The following is a 23,349-nucleotide window of genomic DNA, read 5'->3' as shown; positions in this document are numbered from 1 at the left end:
CTCACCCCGCAGTGATGTTCGCCCACTCTCACCCAAGGAGACGACTCGATGAGCAGCCCCGACAACCGCCCCGCCGGTAAATGTCCCTTCATGCACGGTGCCCTGACCCAGACCGGCACCAGCACCAGCAACCATGACTGGTGGCCCAAGGCCCTGAACCTGGACATATTGCACCAGCACGACCGCAAGACAGATCCGCTGGGGGAGGATTTCAACTACGCCGACGCCTTTGCCCAGCTGGACCTGGCGGCGGTGAAAGCCGATCTGCAGCAGCTGATGACCGACAGCCAGGCCTGGTGGCCGGCGGACTGGGGTCACTATGGCGGCCTGATGATCCGCATGGCCTGGCACAGTGCCGGTACCTACAGAACCGCCGATGGTCGCGGCGGTGGCGGCACCGGCAGCCAGCGCTTTGCACCTCTCAACAGTTGGCCGGACAACGTCAACCTGGACAAGGCGCGCCGTCTGCTGTGGCCCATCAAGCGCAAGTATGGCAACCAGCTCTCCTGGGCGGATCTCATGATACTGGCGGGCAACGTGGCGCTGGAGTCCATGGGCTTCAAGACCTTCGGCTTTGCCGGGGGCCGCGAGGATATCTGGCATCCGGAGAAGGACATCTACTGGGGCTCGGAGCGCGAGTGGCTGGCTACCAGCGACAAGCCCGGTAGCCGTTACTCGGGTGAGCGCCAGTTGGAGAACCCGCTGGCGGCGGTGCAGATGGGCCTCATCTATGTGAACCCCGAGGGGCCGGATGGCAATCCGGATCCGGTGGCCTCGGGCCGGGACGTGCGGGAAACCTTTGCCCGCATGGCGATGAACGACGAGGAAACCGTGGCTCTGGTGGCCGGCGGCCACACCTTCGGCAAGGCCCACGGCGCCGGCGATCCGACCCTGGTGGGGGCGGAGCCGGAAGCGGCCGGCATCGAGGAGCAGGGGCTGGGCTGGCACAACCGCCTGGGTTCCGGCCTTGGCGTGCACACCACCTCCAGTGGCATCGAAGGGGCCTGGAAGCCCAACCCCACCCAGTGGGACAACGGCTACTTTGACATGCTGTTCGGTTACGAGTGGCAGCTGACCAAGAGCCCGTCGGGGGCTCATCAGTGGACGCCGGTGAATGTGAAGCCCGAGCACCTGATCCCCGATGCCCATGATCCGGCCAAGAAGTACCCGCCCATGATGACCACGGCGGATCTCTCCTTGCGCTTCGATCCCATCTATGAGCCCATCTCCCGCCGCTTCCACCAGGATCCGGCGGCCTTCGCCGAGGCCTTCGCCCGGGCCTGGTTCAAGCTGACCCACAGGGACATGGGACCCAAGAGCCGTTACCTGGGCGCGGAAGTGCCGGCCGAAGATCTGATCTGGCAGGACCCCATTCCGGCCGGCAATGCTCAGCTGGATGCGGGCCAGATCGCCGCCCTCAAGACCAAGATCCTCGCCTCCGGCCTGTCGGTGGGTGAGCTGGTGGCCACCGCCTGGGACAGCGCCCGGACCTTCCGTGGCTCGGATTACCGTGGTGGCGCCAACGGGGCGCGCATCCGGCTGGCCCCGCAAAAGGACTGGGCTGGCAATGAGCCGGCGCGTCTGCAGAAGGTGCTGGATGTGCTCAGCGCCATCCAGGCCGAACAAAGCGTACCGGTTAGCCTGGCGGATCTCATCGTGCTGGGGGGCTGTGCCGCCGTGGAGCAGGCCGCCAAGGCCGCCGGTGTCGAGGTTCTGGTGCCCTTCACGCCGGGCCGGGGCGATGCCAGCCAGGCCCAGACCGACGTGGACTCCTTCGCCGTGCTGGAGCCGCTGCATGATGGTTTCCGCAACTGGCAGAAGCAGGCCTATGGGGTGACGCCAGAAGAGATGCTGCTGGATCGCAGCCAGCTCCTAGGCTTGACCGCCCCCGAGATGACGGTACTCATCGGCGGCATGCGGGTGCTGGGCACCAACCACGGCGGGGCGGCCCACGGGGTCTTCACCGACAGGGTTGGCGTGCTGTCCAATGACTTCTTCGTCAACCTGACCGACATGGCCTATCGCTGGCTGCCTGCCGGGGAGAACCTCTACCAGATCTGTGATCGTGCCAGCGGCGCGGTGAAGTGGACCGCCACCCGGGTGGATCTGGTGTTTGGTTCTAACTCTGTGCTGCGGGCCTATGCCGAGCTGTATGCCCAGGACGATGCCAAACAGAAGTTCGTCCAGGACTTCGTCAAGGCCTGGTGCAAGGTGATGGACGCCGATCGCTTCGATGTGAAGCGCTAAGCTCAGTCTGACCACTGTTTGAATTGCTAGATCAAGCCCGGTCGCTCTGCGACCGGGCTTTTTTGTGTCAGGGCCAGGGGTACCGAGGGGCGAGTGGGTGTAAAAGACCATGCTTTAATCGTGGTTATGTTAACTGCCGCACGCAGCATTTGGATGCATTTGGCTATGGTGGGGACAATTTTCTGCCCTTGGGCATCCCATCCCACCCTAGTTACTGCAAGGAGTCACCATGGCGCTTATGCACTTCTCTGTCCCTCGTCACATCATCTCCGGGCCGGCGGCCCTCAACCATCTGAGTACCCTTAAAGGGCGCAAGGCGGTGCTGGTCACCGGCGGCAGCTCCATGAAGCGGTTCGGCTTTCTGGACCGGGCCGAGCAGTTGCTGCAGCAGGCCGGCATGCAGACCCTGATCGTCGATGGGGTGGAGCCCAACCCGTCGGTGGCCACCGTCTGGCGCGGGGCCAAGGCGATGCAGGAGTTTGAGCCCGAGTGGATCGTCGCCATCGGGGGCGGTTCGGCCCTGGATGCCGCCAAGGTGATGTGGTGTTTCTACGAGCATCCCGAGCTAAAGTTCGAGGACATACTCACACCGGGCTCCATGCCGCCGTTGCGCAACAAGGCGCGCTTCGTGGCCATTCCGTCCACCAGCGGCACTGCCTCGGAGATCACCGCCTTTTCCGTGATCACGGACACCGACAACCACATCAAGTACCCGATCGTCGCGGCGGATATGGTGCCGGACATCGCTATCCTGGATCCGGCCCTGCCGGAAACCATGCCGCCCCACATTACCGCCAACACCGGTATGGATGTGCTGGCCCATGCCATTGAGGCGGTGGCCAGTACCGCCGCCACCTCCTTTACCGATCCCTATGCCATCGAAGCCATCCGCCTGGTGCTGGCAAACCTGGAGCTGGCCTACCGGGAACCCCATAACGCCGCCGCCCGCCTCAACATGCACAACGCCTCGGCGCTGGCGGGCATGGCCTTCACCAACGCCTCATTGGGCCTGGTGCACTCCCTGGCCCACAAGATCGGCGGCGAGTTCGGGGTCACCCACGGCCTGGCTAATGCGATCCTGTTGCCCTATATCATCCGCTTCAACCGTCAGTTCAGCGACAAGTACGCCCTGGTGGAGAAACAGCTGGAGATCCCGGATCTGGCCGAAGCGGTGGAGATGCTCAACCGGCAGCTGGATATCCCCCATACCTTCCGCCTGTGTCAGGAGGTGCCCTTTGACGAATCGCACTTCAGCCAGGTGCTGGCACGCATGAGCCAGAATGCCCATGCCGATCCCTGCACCTGGACCAACCCGGGGCAGCCCACGGTGGCGGATGTGCAGGCACTGTATGAGGCGGCCTTCTATGGCCGTCAGCCGGCGGAGGCCACCGTCTGAGGTGGAGGAAAACCGAACAAAGAGGCGCTTGCGCCTCTTTTTTTAGGTCGACAGGGCTGTCAGACGGCCTGATCCGTGTGACACTCTGTCTCGGCAGACTCAATCACTGACTGGAGGGAATTCGATGAGCCTGATTCAAGAGTTCAAAGCCTTTGCCGCCCGCGGCAACGTCATCGACATGGCGGTGGGCATCATCATAGGGGCGGCCTTCGGCAAGATAGTCTCCTCGTTTGTGGGGGACATCATAATGCCGCCCATCGGCCTCTTGCTGGGCGGCGTGGATTTTAGCGATCTGGCCATTACCCTGCAGGCGGCCCAAGGGGAGACGCCGGCGGTGGTCATCGCCTACGGCAAGTTTATCCAGACGGTGATCGACTTCCTGATCATCGCCTTTGCCATCTTCATGGGGCTCAAGGCCATCACCAGCCTGAAGCGCAAGGAAGAGGCGGCCCCCAGTGCGCCCCCTGCGCCCACCAAGGACCAGGAACTGCTGGCGGAGATCCGCGATCTGCTCAAGACCAAACAGGAATGATGGGCTGATTTGTTTACCTTAGGGGGCTCAGGCCCCCTTTTTCATACCGGTGGTGCCCTCACTGGCCGGATATCGTACTGTCTGCCCGTGGGATATAGTGCTACACCATCTAGCAAGAGGGATGCGAATCGGTCTGGGGCAGGGGGTGCCGCTATGTTGTTGGATCTGATCAAGGGCGTGGCCCTGCTGCTATCCCTGTGTCTGCTGTACGGCATCTTGTTGCGCACTCGGCTGCCCTGGCTGGGGCGCACCGGCCGTCAGCTGCTCACCGGCTTGCTGTTCGGCAGTCTGTGCATCGTGGGCATGTCCACCCCCATCACGCTGGCAGGCAGTGGGGTCATCTTCGATGCCCGCTCCGTGATCCTTAGCATGGCCGGCCTGTTTGGCGGGCCCCTGGTGGCGGCGGTGGCGGGTAGCATGGCGGCGCTGTTCCGACTGTGGCTGGGGGGCGGTGGGGCACCCGTCGGGGTGTCGGTCATACTGCTGAGTGTGCTGACGGGCTTGCTCTACCGCGTTGCCTGCCAGCGCAACTGGCTCTCCTTGAGGTTTCTTCCCCTGGTGCTGTTCGGTCTGGTTCTGCATCTCTTGGTGCTCTACCTCTTTACCTTCTTGCCCAGCGAGGCGGCACAGCTCATCCACAGCCTGTTTAGCCTGGAATTCTTGCTGGTGTTTGCCTTGGCTACGGCGCTGCTGGGCAGTCTGCTGCAAGATGCCCGCCAGCGACGGCGCACCGAGCTGGCCCTGGCCCGCAGCCAACGACAGCTCAAGGCGGTGGTCCATGCCATGCCGGATCTCCTGTTTGTGCTCAATGACGAGGGGCGCTACCTGGAGATGCTCACTCACGAAGAGGCCCATCTGGTGCGCTCCCGCTCCGAGCTTCTGGGCAAACGCATGAAGGATGTCTTTCCCCCGGAGCAGACGGCCGCGCTGATGTCGGTGTTGCAGCGCACCCTGCGGCAAGGGCCTCAGTGTCACGAATACCAGATCGCCATTCAGGGCGGTCAGCGGCGCTGGTTTGAGGGGCGCACCCATGTGCTGGGGCGTTACAGGGGCCACCGTAACTGCATCGTCTGGTTGGCGCGGGACATCACGGAGCGCAAGGAGAGGGAGGAGCAGATCGCCAACCTGGCCTTCTACGATCCCCTGACCGGCCTGCCCAATCGCCGCCTGCTGCGGGAGCGGTTGGGCCAGGGTCTCAAGGAGAGTCAACGCACCGGGCAGTACGGCGCCCTGCTGTTCTTCGATCTCGACCACTTCAAGATCATCAACGACACCCTGGGTCACGACGTGGGGGATCAGCTGTTGCGTCAGGTCGCCGGGCGGCTGCAGCAAGGCGTGCGCCAGGTGGATACGGTGGCCCGGCTGGGGGGCGATGAGTTTGTGGTGCTGCTGGTGGGGCTGGACGGCCAGCGGGTGCCGGCGGCCCATCAGTGTCGCCGGGTGGCGGAGAAGCTGCTGGGGGAGCTGGGGCGTCCATACCGGCTTGCCGGCCAGGATCATTACAGCACCGTCAGCATGGGGATGGTGCTGTTCTTGGGTGAGGAGCACAGTGCCGAGACCCTGCAGCGCCATGCCGATCTGGCGCTCTATCAGGCCAAGGCGGCGGGCCGCAACACCTTCCGCTTCTATGATGAGAGCATGCAGGTGGCCATCAAGCAGCGGGTGAGTCTGGAGAGCGCCCTGCGCCAGGGGTTGCAGCTGCGCCAGTTCCAGCCGTTTTATCAGCCGCAGGTGAACGAGGAGGGCTGGGTGGTGGGGGCCGAGGTACTGGTGCGCTGGCTCCACCCGGAGAAGGGGATGATCTCGCCGGCGGACTTTATTCCGGTGGCCGAGGAGACGGGCCTCATCATACCGCTGGCCGAGCTGCTGCTGACGCAGGTCTGTGATCAGCTGGTGGCCTGGTCTCGGCTGCCGGGATTTGCCGATCTGAGTCTGGCGGTGAACGTCAGCGCCCGTCAGGTGCGCCAGGAGGATTTCGTCGAGCGCATCATAGCCCAGGTGCGTCACAGTGGTGCCAATCCGCAGCGCCTCAAGCTGGAGCTGACCGAGAGCCTGCTACTGCACGACATGGACGACATGATCCGCAAGATGACGGCCCTCAAGGCTTTCGGCATCGGCTTCTCGCTGGATGACTTTGGCACCGGTTATTCCTCCTTGAGTTACCTCAAGTTGCTGCCCCTGGAGCAGCTCAAGATTGACCAGTCCTTCGTGCGGGACTTGCTCAGCGATCCCAACGATGCGGCCATCGCCCGCACCATCATAGCCCTGGCGGATAGCCTGGGCCTGTCGGTCATCGCCGAAGGGGTGGAGCAGGAGTGTCAGCGGCACTTCCTGGCGGCCCAGGGCTGCCACACCTATCAAGGCTACCTGTTTGGCCGCCCCGCCGCAGTTGTTGACTTCATGGCCAGCCTGCAGCTGGATCCGCAGGGGCGCCTTATCCTGAGGTCAGCGTCACCGACCTAGCAGTAGGCCAGGGGCAGCGCCGCCCAGGCGGTGGTGTAGCTGGGGCTACGCTGGGCCTGGCGCATCTGCCAGGGCGCCTGATCTGAGCCTTGGGCGGCCAGCTTGAGGCCATGTGGATGGCGCTGGTTGATGCTGTCCATCACCTGCATCAGCCGCATCCGCTTGGGGTCTTGTCCATCAAAGAGATCCCCCTGCCAGAATTGCCGCGGGCTGAGATCGCTCAGCACCACGCCGGCCTTGTGGTAGGCGTGTCCGGGGCGCCAGAGGCGACCCAGCAGATCATCCAGCCAGGCCAGCAACGCCAGGCTGTCATCGGTGGCGGCCGGCAATGTGATGCTGGCCTGATCGCCATAGAAGGGGTGTGCTGAGTCCTGCGCCGAGGTGCGAATAAAGATCCCCAGATGGCGGCAGCACAGGCCGGCGCCGCGCAGCCGTTCGGCGGCCCGCACCAGGTGATTCACCAGGGCCTCGCGCAGCAGTGGCCGCTGGGTGATGCGCTCGCCAAAGGTTCGACTGCACAGCACCTGCTGACGAACAGGGGGCGGCGCGGCCAGACAACCGGCCGCTTGGCCACCCAGCTCCCGCACCACCCGCTCCAGGGTCACCCCATAGCGGGATCTCAGCCCCTTGGCGGGGGCATTCGCCAACTGGCCGGCGGTGTGGATCCCCTCCCGTTGCAGGGCCTGGCCCAGGCGCTGGCCTATGCCCCACACCTCTTCCACCGGCGTGATGGCCAGCAGCCGCTGGCGCCGGTTGGCATCCTGCAAGTCCACCACACCGCCGGTGGCGGGCCAGCGTTTGGCGGCATAGTTGGCCAGCTTGGCCAGGGTGGGGCTAGGTCCAAGGCCGATGCCGACGGTCAGGCCTGTCCATTGCTGGATCTGCTGGCGCAGCCGGCGGGCGTGCTCGGTGGCATCGGTGAGCCAGGGGCCCTCCAGGCGCAAGAAGGCTTCGTCGATGGAGTAGAGGTGCACCTCGGGCGCCGCCTGCTCCAGCAGGCTCATCACCCGGGCAGACAGGTCGCCATACAGGGTGTAGTTGGAGCTGAACCAGACGCCGCCCTGGGCGGTAAACGCCGCCTGGATCCGATAGAAGGGCTCCGCCATCTTGACCCCCAGGGCCTTGGCCTCGGGGCTGCGGGAGACCACGCAACCGTCGTTGTTGGACAGCACCACCAGGGGGCGCCCCTGCAGATCCGGCCGAAACAGGCGCTCGCAAGAGGCATAGAAGTTGTTCACATCCACCAGGGCCCAGCAGCTCATCGTCCGGCTCCCAGGGCATGCACCACGAAGCGCACCACGCCGAAGATCTCCAGGGTCTGTAGATCCCCAGGATACAGGGGCGGGTAGTCAGGATGGGCGGCCAGCAGGGCGGGGCGCGGGCGCAGCTGCAGTGTCTTGACGGTGAAGGCGCCATCCAGACAGGCCACCACCACGTCCCCCTGCTGGGGCGTCAGGCTGCGATCGACGATCAAGAGATCGCCGCTATGAATGCCGACCCCCTCCATGCTCCGCCCCTGGGCGCGCAAGAAAAAGGTAGCCGCCGGGTGGGGGATACAGAGTTCATTAAGATCCAGCCGTCCCTCCAGGTGGTCTTCCGCCGGGCTGGGAAAGCCGCAGGCCACCGCCTCGCTAAACAGCGGCAGGGCCTGGTGAGTGAGGGGAAAGAGTAGAGGCGAGGCACGCATAATAAAGACCGATAACTGTATTTATGTACAGTATATTGGATGAGTGCCGCCCTTGCCTAGTGATGTCAGCCCTATGCTGGTATTGCCTACGACAAGATGGCACCCTGTCCCAAGCGACCGTTTACCTGTTGAGTACTGGATGAAGAAGGAGCTGTCCATGTCTATGCGTATTCAGTCCCTGGGTGAGACAGCCCTGGTTCTGGAGTGCAATGCGCCCGTGAGTCTGGCGACTCAGCAACGGATCTGGCAGCTGGCCGATCGGTGGCGCGGCCAGCCGGGTATCTGTGAGGCGGTGCCGGGCATGAATAATCTGCTGCTGGAATATGCGCCCGAGTGCTGGCAGTACGAGACCCTGGCGGCGGCGCTGCAAGAGCAGTGGGCCGGGCTGCAACCCCAGGTGGTGACCGGACGTCTGCTGGAAATACCGGTGCGTTATGGCGGTGAGTGGGGGCCGGATCTGGCGGCGGTGGCGGCCCATTGTGGCCTGAGCCCCGTCGAGGTGATCCGCCTGCACAGTCAGGCCGAGTATCAGGTCTACTTTCTAGGCTTTATGCCGGGGTTTGCCTACCTGGCAGGCTTGCCCGCCGCCCTCACCACCCCGCGTCGGGCCACCCCCAGGGTGCGGGTGCCGGCGGGTGCGGTGGCCATAGGCGGCGATCATACCGGTGTCTATCCGCGGGTCAGCCCGGGGGGTTGGCAGATCATAGGCCAGACGGATTGGGTGCTGTTTGATGCGGAGCGTATGCCGCCGTGCCTGTGGCAGCCCGGGGACAGGGTGCGTTTCGTGGCGGTGAGCCCATGAGGCGCCTGATCCTAGAGCAGACCGGCCTGCTGAGCAGCGTGCAGGATGGTGGCCGGACGGGCCTGCGGCACCTAGGCATTGGCCGGGCCGGTGCCTTGGACGGCCTGGCCCTGCAGCTGGCCAATCGCCTGGTGGGCAACCTCCCTGCGGCTCCGGCCATCGAGTGTCTGCTGGGCGGGCTTAGCCTGCGCTTTGCCTGCGATGGCTGGCTGGCGCTCACCGGCGCCGACTGTCAGGCCCGGCTGGACGATACCCCGGTGTGGCCAGGCTGGCGCACCCGTTTTACGGCCGGCCAGCGGCTGCTGCTGGGGCGACCGCGGGTGGGGATGTGCAGCTATCTGGCCCTGGACGGCGGAGTACGGCAGCCCCAAATCCTGGGGGCCTGTGCTGCAGATCTGTCCGGCGGACTGGGGGCGGCCCTGGTGCCTGGTGCCGAGCTGCCCCTGGGGGCGGCGCAGCCGCTTTCTGAGCCCCTGGGCATACTGCTGCCGACGCCGCCCAATGGCCTGCGGTTTTTGCCGGGGCCCGAGTGGTTCTGGTTTAGTCAGGCCGAACCGCAGCTGGTACGCCAAGCCTGGCAGGTGTCGCCCCAGAGCAACCGCATGGGGCTGCGTCTCACGGGCGAGCCCTTGGTGCGTGAGGCGGGGGAGGAGCTCAGATCCCATGGCCTCTTGCCCGGCGTCATTCAGGTGCCGCCGGATGGTCAGCCCATCGTCCTGGGCTGTGAGGCCCAGACCTGCGGCGGCTATCCGCGCCTGGGCATGGTGATCCGCGCCGATCTGTGGCGCCTGGGACAGCTGGGGCCGAGGCAGACCGTCAGGCTGCTGCCGGTGTCACCACGCCAGGCCCAGCAGGCCTGGCTGCGGCAGCAGCGTTACCTGGCGCGGATCGAACTGTTATTGGCAAAGGAGGCCGATACGAGATGCTGAGTGTGGATCTGAATTGCGATCTGGGGGAGGGCTTTGGCCCCTACCCGCTGGGCGACGACGTGGCCCTGATGCCGTATCTGAGCTCGGTGAATATCGCCTGCGGCGTGCACGCCGGTGATCCGGCGCTGATGCGCCAGACGGTGGCGGCAGCCCTGGCCCATGGACTGGCCATCGGCGCCCATCCCGGCCTGCCGGACCGGCAGGGCTTTGGCCGGCGGGAGCTGGCCATCAGCCCGCAGGAGGCCTATGAGCTGACCCTGTATCAGGTCGGTGCGCTGCAGGCCTTTGTCCTGGCGGCGGGGGGCCGGCTGCACCATGTCAAACCCCATGGCGCCCTCTACAACATGGCGGCACGGAATAGACCCCTGGCCCAGGCCATCGCCCAGGCGGTGAAGGATCTGGATCCCAGCCTGCGGCTCTATGCCCTGGCCGGTGGCGCCCTGCTCGACGAAGCCAGGGCCCTGGGGCTGAGGGGGGTGAGCGAGGTGTTTGTGGATCGGGGCTATGGCGCAGATGGCCATCTGCTGCCCAGAGGCACGCCGGGGGCTCTGCTGGACGATGAAGAGGCGGCGGTGGCCCAGCTGCTGAGCCTGGTGCGCGATGGCGGCGTGCAGAGCTCGGAGGGACACTGGGTGGGGCTACAGGCCCAGACCGTCTGCCTGCACGGCGACGGCCCCCACGCCTTGCCCTTCGCCCGGCGTTGTGCCGAGGCCCTCAGTCAGGCGGGGATTGCCCGCCGGGCGCCGGCTTAACCCGTCAGACAGGCCGGGTCGAAACAGTAGCCGCCATCCAGCCAGCTGAGCAGCTCGCGGGCGCAGCGCCGGCTGGCCTCATCGGCACAGTCAAGCCAGGGCCGGTAATGGCCCTGCAATGTCTGCCGCTGAGGCGGTGTCAGATCCGGCAAGCCCACCTCCGCCAGCAGCGGCAGATCCTGCGCCAGCTGCTCGGCCAGCCCCGCCGTCACACAGTCTCTGGCTGCCGGCAAAAAGGCCTCGGCCGCACAATAGTTGGCATCGGCATAGGCCATGGGCAGGGTGGCCAGGGGCAGGCGCGAGAGGGTGGGCTGCTTCATGGGGTTGACGGCGTGGCCGGCGAGATAAGGCGCCTGAGCCTGACCCCGACCGCTAAAGGGGGCCAGATAGAGGTAGTCGCTGGCCTTCTTGCCGTCGTTCACCGGGTAGTTGTCCCACAAGAACGGCCGGCGGCCCAACTGATCGGTCACCCAGCTCAGATGATCCAGCGGATAGTCGGTGGAGCAGACCTTGGGGCCGGTCCAGAACAGATCGAAGCGACGGTCGAGCCCCTGGCCCAGGGTGTGCCAGTAATGGGCCGGCATGGCGCCGAACACCTTCTCCAGAATGGGATCCGTGCTGTAAAAGCTGGGGCAGAGGATGAAGCGCTGGGCCGCACTGACGGCGGCCACATCGTGGGCCATGGCGATCTGCAACTGGGCCAGCTGTGGGGTGTCGCTGGGCATGTCATCAAACAGCAGGGCGAAAATATCCGGCGCCAGTGCCGCCTCTATCTGACGCACCCGCGCCAGCAGGCGTGGCCGGCTGGCAGCATAGTCATGATGGGCGGCCATGGGGGTCAGGCCGATGCCAAAGGCGATGCCGGCCTGTCGACAGGCCTGACGCAGGGCCTGCAGCTGGGCCAGGGTGGCCGGATCCCACTCCTGCTGCCAACGCCGGCGCAGGCAGGCATCCTCCTTGGGGGCGTAAAGATAGAAATCATAGCCATGGGCCTTGAGCCAGGCCGGGTAAGCCAGCCGGTCCGGCCACTGCCAGCCTTTACCGAAAAAGCCTTCGATAAGTCCCAGGGGCGGGGTCTGTGTCATGATGGCGCTGCTGCCTGTTGGCGTGGAATGAAGGAGCGCACTGTAGCAAAGTGCGACAAGGTTGGGCAGTCAGCCCAGGAATCGCGCGCCAGCTCGGGCAGGCGCAAACTGTGGCTAGGATCTCAAAACCACACCGAGTGCCGGATATCTGAGCAACTTTGTCCATTGAGACGGGATTTGGTCTGCCACTGCGCCGGGCTATGGCTCGACTCACCCAAAGAGAGTGGCTATAATGCCGCGTCATTTTATGCACAGGGAATGGAATGATTCCCTGTCTTACTAAGCGTATGGTCCGGGTACTCCCGGCCGAACTGAGAATCAGGGCCAGCACAGTGAGTGCTGAGTTGAACGAGGTATAGCAATGCAAGTTTCTGTAGAGACGACCCAAGGTCTGGAGCGCCGTCTTACTATCACAGTTCCGGCTGATGTGATGGACAAGGAAATCAACACCCGCCTGAACAAGCTGGCCAAGACTCGTCGCGTTGACGGTTTCCGTCCCGGCAAGGCCCCGGTTGCCATGATCAAGAAGATGTATGGCCAGTCTGTTGCCGCCGACGTGGCCAACGACCTGATGCAGCGCAACTACATCGAAGCCGTGATCGCTCAGAAGCTGAGCCCGGTTGGCGCGCCGTCCATGGACGTCAAGACCTTTGAAGCCGGTGCCGATTTCGTCTTCACCGCCACCTTTGAAGTCTACCCGGAAATCGAGGTGCAGAACCTCGAAGCCATCCAGGTTGAAAAGCCGGTGGCTGCCGTGGCTGACGCCGATCTGGACAAGATGCTGGAAACCCTGCGCAAGCAACACGCCACCTGGGTTGAGGCGACCGATGCCGCTGCCGATGGCCTGCGTGTCAACATGAACTTCGTGGGTTCCATCGACGGTGAAGAGTTCGAAGGTGGCAAGGCTGAAAACTTCAACCTGGTGATGGGCGCTGGCCGCATGATCCCCGGTTTTGAAGACGGCATCCAAGGCAAGAAGGCCGGTGAATCTTTTGACATCGATGTGACCTTCCCCGAGGAGTATCACGCCGAGCACCTGAAGGGTAAGGCCGCCAAGTTCGCCATCACCCTGAACAAGGTTGAGAAGCAAGAGCTGCCCGAACTGACCGAAGAGTTCGTCAAGCGTTTCGGTATCGAAGACGGTGCCGTGGACAGCCTGAAGGCCGAAGTGCGCAAGAACATGGAGCGTGAACTGAGCCAGGCGCTGAAGAACCGCGTCAAGGAGCAGGTGCTGAACGGTCTGGTTGAGCACAACGCCCTGGATGTTCCCCAAGCCGCCGTGGCTCAGGAAATCGAAGGCCTGCGCCAACAAGCCATGCAGCGTTTCGGCGGTGCTCAAGGCAAGAACGTGCCGCAGCTGCCGGATGAGCTGTTCCAGGACGAAGCCGAGCGCCGCGTGCGCATTGGCCTGCTGTTGGGCGAAGTCATTCGTACCAACCAGATCAAGGCTGACGATGAGCGCGTGAAGAGCATCATCGAGTCCATGGCCACTGCCTACGAAGACCCGCAAGAAGTGGTGGATTACTACTTCAAGAACGAGCAATTGCTGAACAATATCCGCAACCTGGCCGTAGAGGAACAGGCGGTAGAGTTCATCATGAGCAAGGCTCAAGTGACTGAAAAGCCGATGTCTTTTGACGAAGTCATCAACAAAAACGCCGTTGCTGCCTGATCCCATTTGACGGATTGGTAAAGCTGATGGCTATAATGGCCCGTGTGATGCTCACGCGGGCCTTTTTATTTTCAGGAACAGCACAATATGAACAATTATTTTAATGATCCTCTGCTGGCGCCCAGCAATGCCTTGGTTCCCATGGTGGTGGAGCAGACCGCCAAGGGAGAGCGTTCCTATGACATCTACTCCCGCTTGCTCAAGGAGCGGGTGATCTTCCTCACCGGCCAGGTGGAAGATCAGATGGCCAACCTGGTGGTGGCGCAACTGCTGTTTCTGGAGTCCGAGAGTCCGGACAAGGACATCTACCTGTACATCAACTCCCCCGGTGGTTCCGTCACCGCGGGCATGTCCATCTATGACACCATGCAATTTATCAAGCCGGATGTGAGCACCGTCTGCATGGGCCAGGCCTGCTCCATGGGAGCCTTCCTGCTGGCCGGTGGCGCCGAGGGCAAGCGCTTCTGTCTGCCCCACTCCCGGGTGATGATCCACCAGCCGCTGGGCGGCTTCCAGGGCCAGGCCTCTGACATCCAGATCCATGCCATGGAAATTTTGAAGATCAAGCAGACCCTGAATGACCGGCTGGCCTTCCATACCGGTCAGCCGCTGGAAACCATTGAGCGGGATACGGATCGGGATAATTTCATGTCGGCCGAGCAGGCGGTTGCCTATGGTCTGGTGGATGCCGTGCTGGCAAAACGGGACTGACACCCGCGTCAGCCTAAGATAGACTGCTTGGCAGGTGGCGTGGCCACACCAAGAAGATGTAATTGAGGTTAATGAATGACAGACAAGCGCAAAGGGGATGGCGACCACAGCAAGCTGCTCTACTGCTCGTTTTGTGGCAAGAGCCAGCATGAGGTTCGCAAGCTGATCGCCGGCCCGTCAGTCTACATCTGTGATGAATGTGTAGACCTGTGCAACGACATCATCCGCGAGGAGATCCGCGAGATTAGCCCCCGGCGGGATGAGTCCGAATTGCCGACCCCCCACGCCATCCGCGCCCATCTGGATGACTATGTCATCGGTCAGGCGCATGCCAAGAAGGTGTTGGCCGTGGCCGTGTATAACCACTACAAGCGGCTGCGCAGCGGCCATGCCGCCGACGGCGTGGAGCTGGGCAAGTCCAATATCTTGCTGATCGGCCCCACGGGGAGCGGTAAGACCCTGCTGGCCGAAACCCTGGCCCGCCTGCTGGATGTGCCCTTCACCATGGCCGATGCCACCACCCTGACCGAAGCCGGCTATGTGGGGGAGGACGTGGAGAACATCATCCAGAAGCTGCTGCAAAAGTGCGACTACGACATCGAGAAGGCCCAGCGGGGCATCGTCTACATCGACGAAATCGACAAGATCTCCCGCAAGTCGGATAACCCCTCCATCACCCGGGATGTCTCCGGTGAAGGGGTACAGCAGGCATTGCTGAAGCTGATCGAAGGCACCATCGCCTCTGTGCCGCCGCAAGGTGGCCGCAAGCACCCGCAGCAGGAGTTCTTGCAGGTGGACACCTCCAAGATCCTGTTTATCTGTGGCGGTGCGTTTGCGGGTCTCGACAAGGTGATCGAGCAGCGTTCGGCCACCGGCACCGGCATCGGCTTCAAGGCCGAGGTGAAGACCAAAGCCAAGGCAGTGACCCTGTCTGAGTCTTTTGCCAAGGTGGAGCCCGAAGATCTGATCAAGTACGGTCTGATCCCGGAGTTCATCGGTCGTCTGCCGGTGGTGGCCACCTTGACCGAGCTGGATGAAGCCGCGCTGATCCAGATCCTCAACGAGCCGAAGAATGCCCTGACCAAGCAATACCAGGCGCTGTTCAAGCTCGAAGGGGTGGAGCTGGAGTTTCGGGAAGAGGCGCTGCGGGCCATTGCCAAGAAGGCGATGGAGCGCAAGACCGGTGCCCGTGGCCTGCGTTCCATCGTGGAAGGTGTGCTGCTGGATACCATGTACGATCTGCCCTCCCAAGAGAGCGTCAGCAAGGTGGTGATCGACGAAACCGTGATCAAGGGCGAGAGCGCCCCCTTGTTGATCTATGAAAACCCTGAGCGGCAAGTGGCTTCTGGCGACTGACTGCGCAGCTTTTAAGCAATCGAAAGGGGCTATTGGCCCCTTTTGTTTTTTTTGCCCCCCTGACAATTGAATCTGCCGGAAGCGGCCCCATATACTGACCCATCTGCTTTGCAAAAAGGCATCAGCAACAAGAGAAAAGCCTATGAATCTTGAGCGTTCCGAACGCGTTGTAATTCCCGTTTTACCCCTGCGGGATGTGGTGGTGTATCCCCACATGGTGATCCCCTTGTTTGTTGGACGTGAAAAGTCCATCCGTTGCCTGGAAGCGGCCATGGCCGAGGGCAAGAAGGTACTGTTGGTGGCCCAAAAAGAGGCCGGCAATGACGATCCTGGTCTGGACGACATCTACCGGGTCGGCACCATCGCCAATATCCTGCAACTGCTCAAGCTGCCGGATGGTACCGTCAAGGTGCTGGTCGAGGGGGCCCAGCGGGCGAATCTCGACAAGCTGACGGATGAAGAGGCCTTCTTCGTCGGTGAGGCTACCTATCTGGCCTCCGTCGAGGTGGCCGAGTCCGAGGCCGATGTGCTGGTGCGTTCTGCCCTGGCGCAGTTTGACGGTTATATCAAGCTCAACAAGAAGATCCCCGCCGAGGTGCTGACCTCCATCTCTGCCATCGACGATCCTGCCCGGCTGGCGGACACCATGGCGGCCCATATGCCGCTCAAGCTGTCCGACAAGCAAAAGGTGCTGGAGCAGCCGGAAGTGGCCGAGCGACTCATGTTCCTGATGGCCATGATGGAGTCCGAGATGGATCTGTTGCAGGTGGAGAAGCGCATTCGCTCCCGCGTGAAGAAGCAGATGGAGAAGAGCCAGCGGGAGTACTACCTCAACGAGCAGATGAAGGCCATCCAGAAAGAGCTCGGCGAGATGGATGAAAATGGCAGCGATGAATTCGATGCCCTGCAGAAGAAGATCGACGAGGCCAGCATGCCTGCCGAGGCCAAGGAGAAGGTGGAGTCCGAGCTGTCCAAGCTCAAGATGATGTCCCCCATGTCTGCCGAGGCCACCGTCGTGCGTGGCTATATCGACTGGATGCTGAGTGTGCCCTGGAAGGCCAAATCCAAGGTCAAACGGGATCTGGTGCTGGCTGACAAGGTGCTCAATGCCGACCATTATGGCCTGGAGAAGGTCAAGGAACGCATTCTGGAATACCTGGCGGTGCAAAGCCGCACCAACCGCATCAAGGGGCCCATCCTGTGTCTGGTTGGCCCGCCCGGGGTGGGCAAGACCTCCCTGGGGCAGTCCATCGCCAAGGCGACCGGGCGCAAGTATGTGCGTATGGCCTTAGGTGGCGTGCGGGATGAGGCCGAGATCCGCGGTCACCGCCGTACCTACATAGGTTCCATGCCAGGGAAACTCATCCAGAAAATGGCCAAGGTGGGGGTGAAGAACCCGCTGTTCCTGCTGGATGAGATCGACAAGATGTCCTCCGACATGCGTGGCGATCCGGCTTCTGCGCTGCTGGAAGTGTTGGATCCGGAACAGAACAATAGCTTCAACGACCATTACCTGGAGGTCGACTACGACCTGTCCGATGTGATGTTTGTCGCCACCTCCAACTCCATGAACATTCCGGGCCCCTTGCTGGATCGGATGGAGGTCATTCGTCTGTCTGGCTACACGGAGGACGAGAAGCTCAACATCGCCAAACGTCACCTGGTTCAGAAGCAAATTGAGCGCAATGGTCTGAAAGAAAAGGAGATCACCATAGAGGACTCCGCCATTGTCGGCATCATTCGCTACTACACCCGAGAAGCCGGCGTGCGTAGCCTGGAGCGGGAACTCTCCAAGCTGTGTCGTAAGGCGGTGAAGTCCATCCTGCTGAACAAGGATCTGAAGCACGTCACCATCAATCAGGACAATCTCAAGGAGTACCTGGGGGTTCAGCGCTTCGATTATGGTAAGGCTGAAGATCACAACCAGGTGGGCCAGGTCTGCGGTCTGGCGTGGACCGAAGTGGGGGGCGATCTGCTCACCATCGAGGCCACCAATGTGCCGGGCAAGGGTAAGCTCACCTTCACCGGCTCCCTGGGGGATGTGATGCAGGAGTCCATCCAGGCGGCCATGACGGTGGTGCGTGCCCGGGCGGAACAGCTGCGCATCAATGCCGATTTCTACGAGAAGCGGGATATCCATGTGCACGTACCGGAAGGTGCTACGCCCAAGGATGGCCCCAGTGCCGGTATCGCCATGTGTACCGCCTTGGTCTCCAGCCTCACCGGTAATCCGGTGCGGGCCGATGTGGCCATGACCGGCGAGATCACCCTGCGGGGTGAGGTGTTGCCCATCGGCGGTCTCAAAGAGAAGCTGCTGGCGGCACACCGAGGTGGCATCAAGCGGGTGGTGATCCCCTATGAAAATGCCAAGGATCTCGAAGAGATCCCGGACAACGTCAAGCAGGATCTGGAAATCCATGCGGTGCGCTGGATCGACGAGGTGCTGGCGCTGGCGCTACAGGAGCCGGTGGCGGGCTTCGAGGTGGTGACCCAGTAATACAAGGCAGGCGTCAACCGTGGTTGACGCCTGCTTTTTATCCCATCTCAGTGCATTGGTACCAACGCCGTGTAAAAGCGTGAGATGGGGCAGGGATCCGCCGGTGGGTTGCTTGCAACCGATCTGGAGGATTGTTATAAAGCGGGGACTCGCTGTGGCCTGGGATCCGGCCAGTCAGCTAAGGCTAAAAATAAGGGGAAGATAAAGGTGAATAAATCTCAACTGATCGACAAAATTTCTGAGGATGCAGATCTGTCTAAGGCCTCTGCCGGTCGTGCGCTGGACGCTTTCATTGAGGCGGTAACAGAATCCCTGAAGACTGGCGATCAGGTCTCTTTGGTGGGTTTCGGCACATTCATGGTACGTGAACGTGCCTCTCGCACCGGTCGCAATCCGCAAACCGGCGCCACCATCGAAATCGCCGCGGCCAAGCAACCGGCCTTCAAGGCTGGCAAGGCACTCAAAGACGCCGTCAACTAACCGCCTGGCCGGTTACGCGAAGACTCCATTTATTGAAGCTCTAAGGCTGTTAACCGAGGCGCATCTCACCTGATGCGCCTTTTGATATCTATGTCCACTGCATCGGGAGCATAAGTAGATTCATGCTGATGGATAAATTGCGCGAAGGCGCACAGGGTCGCATAGCCAAGATTATCTTCTGGCTGATCATTTTCTCTTTCTCTTTGGCCGGGGTAGGGAGTTATCTCAACCGTCCAGCCAACACTGATCCTGCCGAGGTAAACGGCGAGCCCATCACGGCCCAGGCGCTGGAAAACGCCTATCGGAATGAGCGCTCCCGCCTGGAAGCCCAGCTGGGCGAGAACTTTGCTCAGTTGGCAGACAATCCGGCTTACTTGCAGCGGATGCGCCAAGGCGTGTTGGAGCGCATGATAGACGATGTGCTGGTGAATCAGGCCATCAAGGACGCCAAGCTGCGGGTTGGCGATGAGCAGGTCAAAAAGGCCATCTTGGCCATGCCGTATTTCCAAAAAGACGGCAAGTTCGATAACGATCTCTACTTGGCGGTGTTGCGTCAGAATAACCTGACGCCGGAAGGCTTCCGTGACACAGTGCGTCAGGATCTGGCCACCCAGGATTATCTGGGCGCTGTCAGCCAAAGTGAGTTTGCGCTGCCTGCCGAGGCGCGCCTGCTGGATCGTCTGCTGAACCAGACTCGCGATGTTCGCCTGTACACCTTGCCGTTGGCGGCGTTTTCCGGCGCCGTGCAGGTGACGGATGAGGAGCGCAAGGCCTTCTATGATGCTCACCATGACCAGTTCATGAGCCAGGAGCAGGTGGCTATCAACTATCTGCTGTTGGACGTAGATAAGATTGCTGCCGGTATCTCTCCCTCCGATGCGGACGTCCAGGCCTACTATGACCAGCATCAGGACAGCTACCGCACTGCTGAGCGCCGCAAGGTGGCCCATATCCTGTTTGCCAAGCAGGATGCCGATGCCCAGAAGAAGGTGGACGCTGAGCTGGTTAAGCTCAAGGCGGGGGCCGATTTTGCCGCCCTGGCCAAGAGTGACTCAGCCGATACCCTGTCCGCCCGCAACGGGGGTGAGCTGGACTGGTTTGAGCCGGGGGTCATGGATCCTGCCTTCGATAAGGCAGCCTTTGCCCTGGCCAAGGTGGGGGATCTGAGCCAGCCGGTGCAGAGCCAGTTTGGTTATCACATCATCAAGCTGCTGGGAGTGGAGCCCGCCAAGGTGAAGACCCTGGATGAGGTGAAGGAGCAGGTGCGTCAACAGGTGAAGGAAGACAAGGCCAAGGAGCAATTCCTCGATCTGCAACAGCAGATGGCTGACTTGAGCTTCGAAAACCCGGACTCCTTGGACGAAGTGGCCACCAAGCTGGGCTTGCAGGTGCAACAACTGGCGCTGCAACCGGTCAGCAGCAATGAGTTCCCGTTGAGCAATGACAAGGTGAAGACCCAAGCCTTCTCCGTCGAGCTACGGGATCAAAATACCAACTCCGAAGTCATCGCCCTGTCAGACAAGCAGGCGGCGGTTATCCACGTAGTGGATTACAAGCCGGCCGCCGTGCGTCCGCTGGACGAGGTGAAGGCGGCGCTGGATACGGCCATCAAACACGACAAGGCACTGGCAGCCGTGCAAGCCGAAGCCGCCGCACTGCTGGAGAAGCTGAAGAGCGGTGAGTCTGTGGATGCGGCGGTAGCGGCCAAGCAAGGCAAGGTAGAAACCCTCGCCGGGGTGCGTCGCGATGACCAGAAGCTGGATCAACAACTGGCCTCCGCCCTGTTCAAACTGGCCAAGCCGGTGGATGGCAAGCCGGTCTACAGCCAAGTCGGGCTGTTTGATGGTGACCAGGTGCTGATGGCGTTGACCGCCGTCCACGAGGCCGATAAGGACTCAGCCAATCTGTCACGTCTGCAGGCCAGTCTGCAGCGTAACTATGGTGATGCCGCGTATCGAGCCATGTTGGCTCAGCTGCGTGCCAAGGCCAAGATCAGTTATCACCAGCTGGACAAGGTGGCCGAGTAACCCTCTGGCGCAGATAAAACCCCCGCTTCGGCGGGGGTTTTTGTTAGTGCCAAATGGCATGTGCGAGGCGCGCCAACTTTTTGTCTGACCGGTTTGCTATCGACGCTAGTTTGGTTATGATGCCAGAGGTTCAGGCAAGGGCCTGGACGTGCAGTTGTAAGGCGGAGAAACTCGATTGATAAGCGTATTGCTAGTTGATGATCATGAACTGGTACGCACAGGGATTCGTCGCATACTTGAGGATGTTCGTGGAGTGAAGGTGGTCGGCGAGGCCACCGATGGCGAGTCGGCCGTGCAGTGGTGCCGTGAGCACCAGGTCGACGTCATTCTGATGGATATGAACATGCCGGGCATTGGAGGCATGGAAGCCACGCGCAAGATTTTGCGCATCAATCCGGACGCACGGATCATAGTGCTGACGGTGCATACCGAAAACCCATTTCCAACCAAGGTGATGCAAGCCGGGGCGGCGGGCTATCTGACCAAGTGCTCGGCACCGGATGAGATGATCCAGGCTATTCGTGCCGTAAACACCGGCCAGCGCTATATCTCCCCCGAGATTGCTCAGCAGATTGCCCTCAGCCAGTTCGATCCCCAGCAGGCGGAAAATCCGTTCAAGATGCTGTCCGAACGGGAGCTGCAGATCATGCTGATGATCACCAAGGGGCATAAGGTCAATGACATTGCGCTCAAGCTGAGCCTGAGTCCGAAGACGGTGAACAGCTATCGCTATCGCCTGTTCGACAAGCTGGCCATCAAGGGCGATGTGGAACTGACGCGCATGGCCATCCGGTATGGCATGCTGGATGCCGAAATTCTTTGACGCGCCATGAGTTCTGAGCCGTCAGTGCAGTCTGAGGCGGGCTTCGATGCCCGCGCCTTCTTAAAGAGCGTCTCACACCAACCCGGTGTCTATCGCATGCTGGATGGGCAGGGCGAGATCATCTATGTCGGCAAGGCCAAGGATCTGCACAAACGACTCTCGTCCTATTTTCGTCAGCGGGTCGGTAGCGAGAAGACCCGCGCCCTGGTGCGTCATATTCGGGATATTCAGGTCACTGTGACTCACACCGAGACCGAAGCCCTGATCCTGGAACACAACCTCATCAAGCAGCACAGGCCCAAATACAACGTGCTGTTGCGGGACGATAAGTCCTATCCCTTCTTGCTGCTGACGGCCCATCGCCATCCCAGGCTGACCCTGCATCGCGGCCCACGTCGACAGGCCGGCGACTATTTTGGTCCCTATCCCAGTGGCGGTGCGGTGCGGGAGAGCTTGCATCTGCTGCAAAAGCTGTTTCCTATCCGCCAGTGTGAAGACTCCGTCTATGCCAACCGTTCCCGGCCTTGCCTGCTGTATCAGCTCAAGCGCTGTGCCGGCCCCTGTGTGGCAGGGCTGGTCAGCGAGGAGGAGTATGCCCAGCAGGTGGCCATGGCGCGGCTCTTCTTGCAGGGCAAGGATCAGCAGGTGATCAGCAACCTGGTGGCGCGGATGGAGCAGGCCAGTGGTCGGCTGGCCTTCGAGGAGGCCGCCCGCTATCGGGATCAGATCCAGGCCCTGCGCAAGGTGCAGGAGCAGCAGTCGGTGAGCGGCAACGTGCTGGACGATCTGGATGTCATCGGCCTGGCCCAGCAACAAGGGGTCGCCAGTATTCATGTGCTATTCATCAGACAGGGCAAGGTGTTGGGCAGCCGCAACTATTTTCCGGCCATGCCGGCGGATGCCCAGGAAGAGGAGGTGCTGGAAGCCTTCTTGTTGCAGTTCTACCTGGCCGGCCAGTCTGGTCGGCAAATCCCGGCCGAGGTGTTGCTGGACCGTGCTTTGGAAGATGAAGGACTGCTGTCGGAGGCCCTGAGCCAGAATGCTGGCTATGGCGTGCGAGTCAGCAGTCGGGTGCGCAGCGAGCGGCAGCGTTATCTCAAGCTGGCCAGTACCAACGCGCTGTCCGCGTTGGCCAGCAAGCTGAGTCATAAGTCGACCCAGGAGCAGCGCTTTGCCCAGCTCGAAGATCTGCTGGAGCTGGAACAGCCCATCGCCCGCATGGAGTGCTTCGATATCTCCCATACCCAGGGGGAGGCGACGGTCGCCTCCTGCGTGGTATTTGACCGCCAGGGGCCGCTGTCGAGCGAATATCGACGCTTCAACATCAGCGGCATCACGGGAGGGGACGACTACGCGGCCATGGCCCAGGCCCTGACCCGTCGCTTTGGTAAACCCTTGTCGGCGGAGCGAGTACCGGATGTGCTGTTTATCGACGGTGGCCTGGGGCAACTGCAGCGGGCCGAAGAGATCCTGGCGGCCCAGAGCGATAATCTGGCGGGTAAGCGTCCTTTATTGGTGGGGATCGCCAAGGGCGAGAGTCGCAAGCCCGGGCTGGAAACCCTGATCCTGGGGGAGAGCCACGAGCAGCTGCATTTTGAGAATGACTTGCCGGCCCTGCACCTCATTCAGCACATACGTGATGAGTCCCACCGCTTTGCCATCACAGGCCACCGCCAGCGTCGGGCCAAGGCCAGGGTGAGCAGCGGGCTGGAAAGCATCGAGGGGGTCGGGCCCAAGCGGCGGCAGGCCTTGCTTAAGTACCTGGGCGGATTACAGGAAGTGAAGAACGCCGGGGTGGCGGAGCTAGCCAAGGTGCCGGGCATCAGCCCTGAACTGGCACAGAAGATCCACGACGCATTGCATCATTAAGGCCTTTCGGGCAACATGGGT

General features: G+C 61.9%; 18 protein-coding genes. 15 read left to right on the top strand and 3 right to left on the bottom strand.

Translation table 11 applies throughout. The annotated features are described in order from the left end of the window. Positions 1-48 precede the first annotated feature (48 nt). From katG to ABD847_RS02280, 4 genes are all read left to right on the top strand, one after another. Positions 49-2,247, top strand: a complete 2,199-nt coding sequence (gene katG, locus ABD847_RS02295) for a catalase/peroxidase HPI (RefSeq protein WP_345009637.1) — start codon at positions 49-51, stop codon at positions 2,245-2,247. Positions 2,248-2,476: 229 nt separating this feature from the next. Continuing rightward, the gene (locus ABD847_RS02290) at positions 2,477-3,643 is read left to right on the top strand and encodes an iron-containing alcohol dehydrogenase (RefSeq protein ID WP_345009635.1); all 1,167 of its coding nucleotides are present in this window, start codon (positions 2,477-2,479) and stop codon (positions 3,641-3,643) included. 124 nt (positions 3,644-3,767) lie between these two features. After that, complete coding sequence (gene mscL / locus ABD847_RS02285; RefSeq protein WP_345009632.1) at positions 3,768-4,175, top strand: large-conductance mechanosensitive channel protein MscL; 408 nt, start codon at positions 3,768-3,770, stop codon at positions 4,173-4,175. A 153-nt stretch (positions 4,176-4,328) separates the two neighbouring features. Continuing rightward, positions 4,329-6,638 carry a putative bifunctional diguanylate cyclase/phosphodiesterase gene (locus ABD847_RS02280; protein WP_345009630.1) on the top strand — a complete coding sequence of 770 codons (2,310 nt, stop codon included), beginning with the start codon at positions 4,329-4,331 and terminating at the stop codon, positions 6,636-6,638. On the opposite strand, the gene umuC is transcribed toward ABD847_RS02280, so the two are convergent. Together umuC and umuD are read right to left on the bottom strand one after the other, a co-directional pair. Then, on the bottom strand, positions 6,635-7,900 hold the full coding sequence (gene umuC / locus ABD847_RS02275) for a translesion error-prone DNA polymerase V subunit UmuC (protein WP_345009628.1): 1,266 nt from the start codon (positions 7,898-7,900) through the stop codon (positions 6,635-6,637). The two genes, ABD847_RS02280 and umuC, sit on opposite strands and share 4 nt — an antisense overlap. After that, positions 7,897-8,325, bottom strand: a complete 429-nt coding sequence (gene umuD, locus ABD847_RS02270; protein ID WP_345009626.1) for a translesion error-prone DNA polymerase V autoproteolytic subunit — start codon at positions 8,323-8,325, stop codon at positions 7,897-7,899. Before umuD ends, umuC begins: the two co-directional genes overlap by 4 nt. A 157-nt stretch (positions 8,326-8,482) precedes the next feature. Between umuD and pxpB the strand changes: the two genes are divergently transcribed. From pxpB to ABD847_RS02255, 3 genes are read left to right on the top strand one after another with little or no spacing between them, the layout of a single operon-like run. Beyond that, positions 8,483-9,127: a 5-oxoprolinase subunit PxpB gene (gene pxpB, locus ABD847_RS02265; RefSeq protein ID WP_345009624.1), complete on the top strand. Its 645-nt coding sequence runs from the start codon at positions 8,483-8,485 to the stop codon at positions 9,125-9,127. Further along, positions 9,124-10,056: a 5-oxoprolinase subunit C family protein gene (locus ABD847_RS02260; protein WP_345009622.1), complete on the top strand. Its 933-nt coding sequence runs from the start codon at positions 9,124-9,126 to the stop codon at positions 10,054-10,056. Before pxpB ends, ABD847_RS02260 begins: the two co-directional genes overlap by 4 nt. Next, the gene (locus tag ABD847_RS02255; RefSeq protein WP_345009620.1) at positions 10,050-10,808 is read left to right on the top strand and encodes a 5-oxoprolinase subunit PxpA; all 759 of its coding nucleotides are present in this window, start codon (positions 10,050-10,052) and stop codon (positions 10,806-10,808) included. Before ABD847_RS02260 ends, ABD847_RS02255 begins: the two co-directional genes overlap by 7 nt. On the opposite strand, the gene ABD847_RS02250 is transcribed toward ABD847_RS02255, so the two are convergent. Further along, positions 10,805-11,893, bottom strand: a complete 1,089-nt coding sequence (locus ABD847_RS02250) for a beta-N-acetylglucosaminidase domain-containing protein (RefSeq protein ID WP_345009618.1) — start codon at positions 11,891-11,893, stop codon at positions 10,805-10,807. The two genes, ABD847_RS02255 and ABD847_RS02250, sit on opposite strands and share 4 nt — an antisense overlap. A 361-nt stretch (positions 11,894-12,254) precedes the next feature. Here ABD847_RS02250 and tig point away from each other — a divergent pair, with 361 nt between their 5' ends. The 8 genes from tig to uvrC all read left to right on the top strand — a co-directional run bounded on the left by tig (position 12,255) and on the right by uvrC (position 23,328). After that, the gene (gene tig / locus ABD847_RS02245) at positions 12,255-13,565 is read left to right on the top strand and encodes a trigger factor (RefSeq protein ID WP_345009616.1); all 1,311 of its coding nucleotides are present in this window, start codon (positions 12,255-12,257) and stop codon (positions 13,563-13,565) included. 87 nt (positions 13,566-13,652) lie between these two features. Beyond that, a complete protein-coding gene (clpP, locus tag ABD847_RS02240) occupies positions 13,653-14,276 on the top strand; it encodes an ATP-dependent Clp endopeptidase proteolytic subunit ClpP (RefSeq protein ID WP_345009614.1) in 624 nt (207 codons plus the stop codon). Between the two features lie 75 nt (positions 14,277-14,351). Continuing rightward, the gene (clpX, locus tag ABD847_RS02235; protein ID WP_345009612.1) at positions 14,352-15,632 is read left to right on the top strand and encodes an ATP-dependent protease ATP-binding subunit ClpX; all 1,281 of its coding nucleotides are present in this window, start codon (positions 14,352-14,354) and stop codon (positions 15,630-15,632) included. A gap of 142 nt (positions 15,633-15,774) precedes the next feature. Next, entirely contained in the window at positions 15,775-18,129 is a 2,355-nt protein-coding gene (gene lon, locus ABD847_RS02230) for an endopeptidase La (RefSeq protein ID WP_345009610.1), read from the top strand. 84 nt (positions 18,130-18,213) lie between these two features. Continuing rightward, a complete protein-coding gene (locus ABD847_RS02225; protein WP_345009608.1) occupies positions 18,214-18,609 on the top strand; it encodes an HU family DNA-binding protein in 396 nt (131 codons plus the stop codon). Between the two features lie 128 nt (positions 18,610-18,737). After that, the gene (locus ABD847_RS02220; protein ID WP_425568358.1) at positions 18,738-20,636 is read left to right on the top strand and encodes a SurA N-terminal domain-containing protein; all 1,899 of its coding nucleotides are present in this window, start codon (positions 18,738-18,740) and stop codon (positions 20,634-20,636) included. A 175-nt stretch (positions 20,637-20,811) separates the two neighbouring features. After that, positions 20,812-21,459, top strand: a complete 648-nt coding sequence (gene uvrY / locus ABD847_RS02215) for a UvrY/SirA/GacA family response regulator transcription factor (RefSeq protein WP_345009603.1) — start codon at positions 20,812-20,814, stop codon at positions 21,457-21,459. Between the two features lie 6 nt (positions 21,460-21,465). Then, positions 21,466-23,328 carry an excinuclease ABC subunit UvrC gene (gene uvrC / locus ABD847_RS02210; RefSeq protein ID WP_345009601.1) on the top strand — a complete coding sequence of 621 codons (1,863 nt, stop codon included), beginning with the start codon at positions 21,466-21,468 and terminating at the stop codon, positions 23,326-23,328. Positions 23,329-23,349 lie beyond the last annotated feature (21 nt).

This window comes from Pseudaeromonas paramecii (assembly GCF_039540575.1).
In the GTDB taxonomy this organism is placed as follows: domain Bacteria; phylum Pseudomonadota; class Gammaproteobacteria; order Enterobacterales; family Aeromonadaceae; genus Pseudaeromonas; species Pseudaeromonas paramecii.
Note: the sequence above shows the minus strand (reverse complement) of the source record. Positions and strands in the feature narration are given on the sequence as shown.

Coding starts and splice junctions, on each gene's coding strand:
- katG (WP_345009637.1), top strand. CDS start 49: ATGAGCAGCCCCGACAACCGCCCCGCCGGTAAATGTCCCTTCATGCAC.
- ABD847_RS02290 (WP_345009635.1), top strand. CDS start 2,477: ATGGCGCTTATGCACTTCTCTGTCCCTCGTCACATCATCTCCGGGCCG.
- lon (WP_345009610.1), top strand. CDS start 15,775: ATGAATCTTGAGCGTTCCGAACGCGTTGTAATTCCCGTTTTACCCCTG.
- ABD847_RS02220 (WP_425568358.1), top strand. CDS start 18,738: ATGGATAAATTGCGCGAAGGCGCACAGGGTCGCATAGCCAAGATTATC.
- mscL (WP_345009632.1), top strand. CDS start 3,768: ATGAGCCTGATTCAAGAGTTCAAAGCCTTTGCCGCCCGCGGCAACGTC.
- ABD847_RS02260 (WP_345009622.1), top strand. CDS start 9,124: ATGAGGCGCCTGATCCTAGAGCAGACCGGCCTGCTGAGCAGCGTGCAG.
- pxpB (WP_345009624.1), top strand. CDS start 8,483: ATGTCTATGCGTATTCAGTCCCTGGGTGAGACAGCCCTGGTTCTGGAG.
- ABD847_RS02280 (WP_345009630.1), top strand. CDS start 4,329: ATGTTGTTGGATCTGATCAAGGGCGTGGCCCTGCTGCTATCCCTGTGT.
- tig (WP_345009616.1), top strand. CDS start 12,255: ATGCAAGTTTCTGTAGAGACGACCCAAGGTCTGGAGCGCCGTCTTACT.
- clpX (WP_345009612.1), top strand. CDS start 14,352: ATGACAGACAAGCGCAAAGGGGATGGCGACCACAGCAAGCTGCTCTAC.
- clpP (WP_345009614.1), top strand. CDS start 13,653: ATGAACAATTATTTTAATGATCCTCTGCTGGCGCCCAGCAATGCCTTG.
- ABD847_RS02255 (WP_345009620.1), top strand. CDS start 10,050: ATGCTGAGTGTGGATCTGAATTGCGATCTGGGGGAGGGCTTTGGCCCC.
- umuC (WP_345009628.1), bottom strand. CDS start 7,900: ATGAGCTGCTGGGCCCTGGTGGATGTGAACAACTTCTATGCCTCTTGC.
- ABD847_RS02225 (WP_345009608.1), top strand. CDS start 18,214: ATGGGGCAGGGATCCGCCGGTGGGTTGCTTGCAACCGATCTGGAGGAT.
- umuD (WP_345009626.1), bottom strand. CDS start 8,325: ATGCGTGCCTCGCCTCTACTCTTTCCCCTCACTCACCAGGCCCTGCCG.
- uvrC (WP_345009601.1), top strand. CDS start 21,466: ATGAGTTCTGAGCCGTCAGTGCAGTCTGAGGCGGGCTTCGATGCCCGC.
- ABD847_RS02250 (WP_345009618.1), bottom strand. CDS start 11,893: ATGACACAGACCCCGCCCCTGGGACTTATCGAAGGCTTTTTCGGTAAA.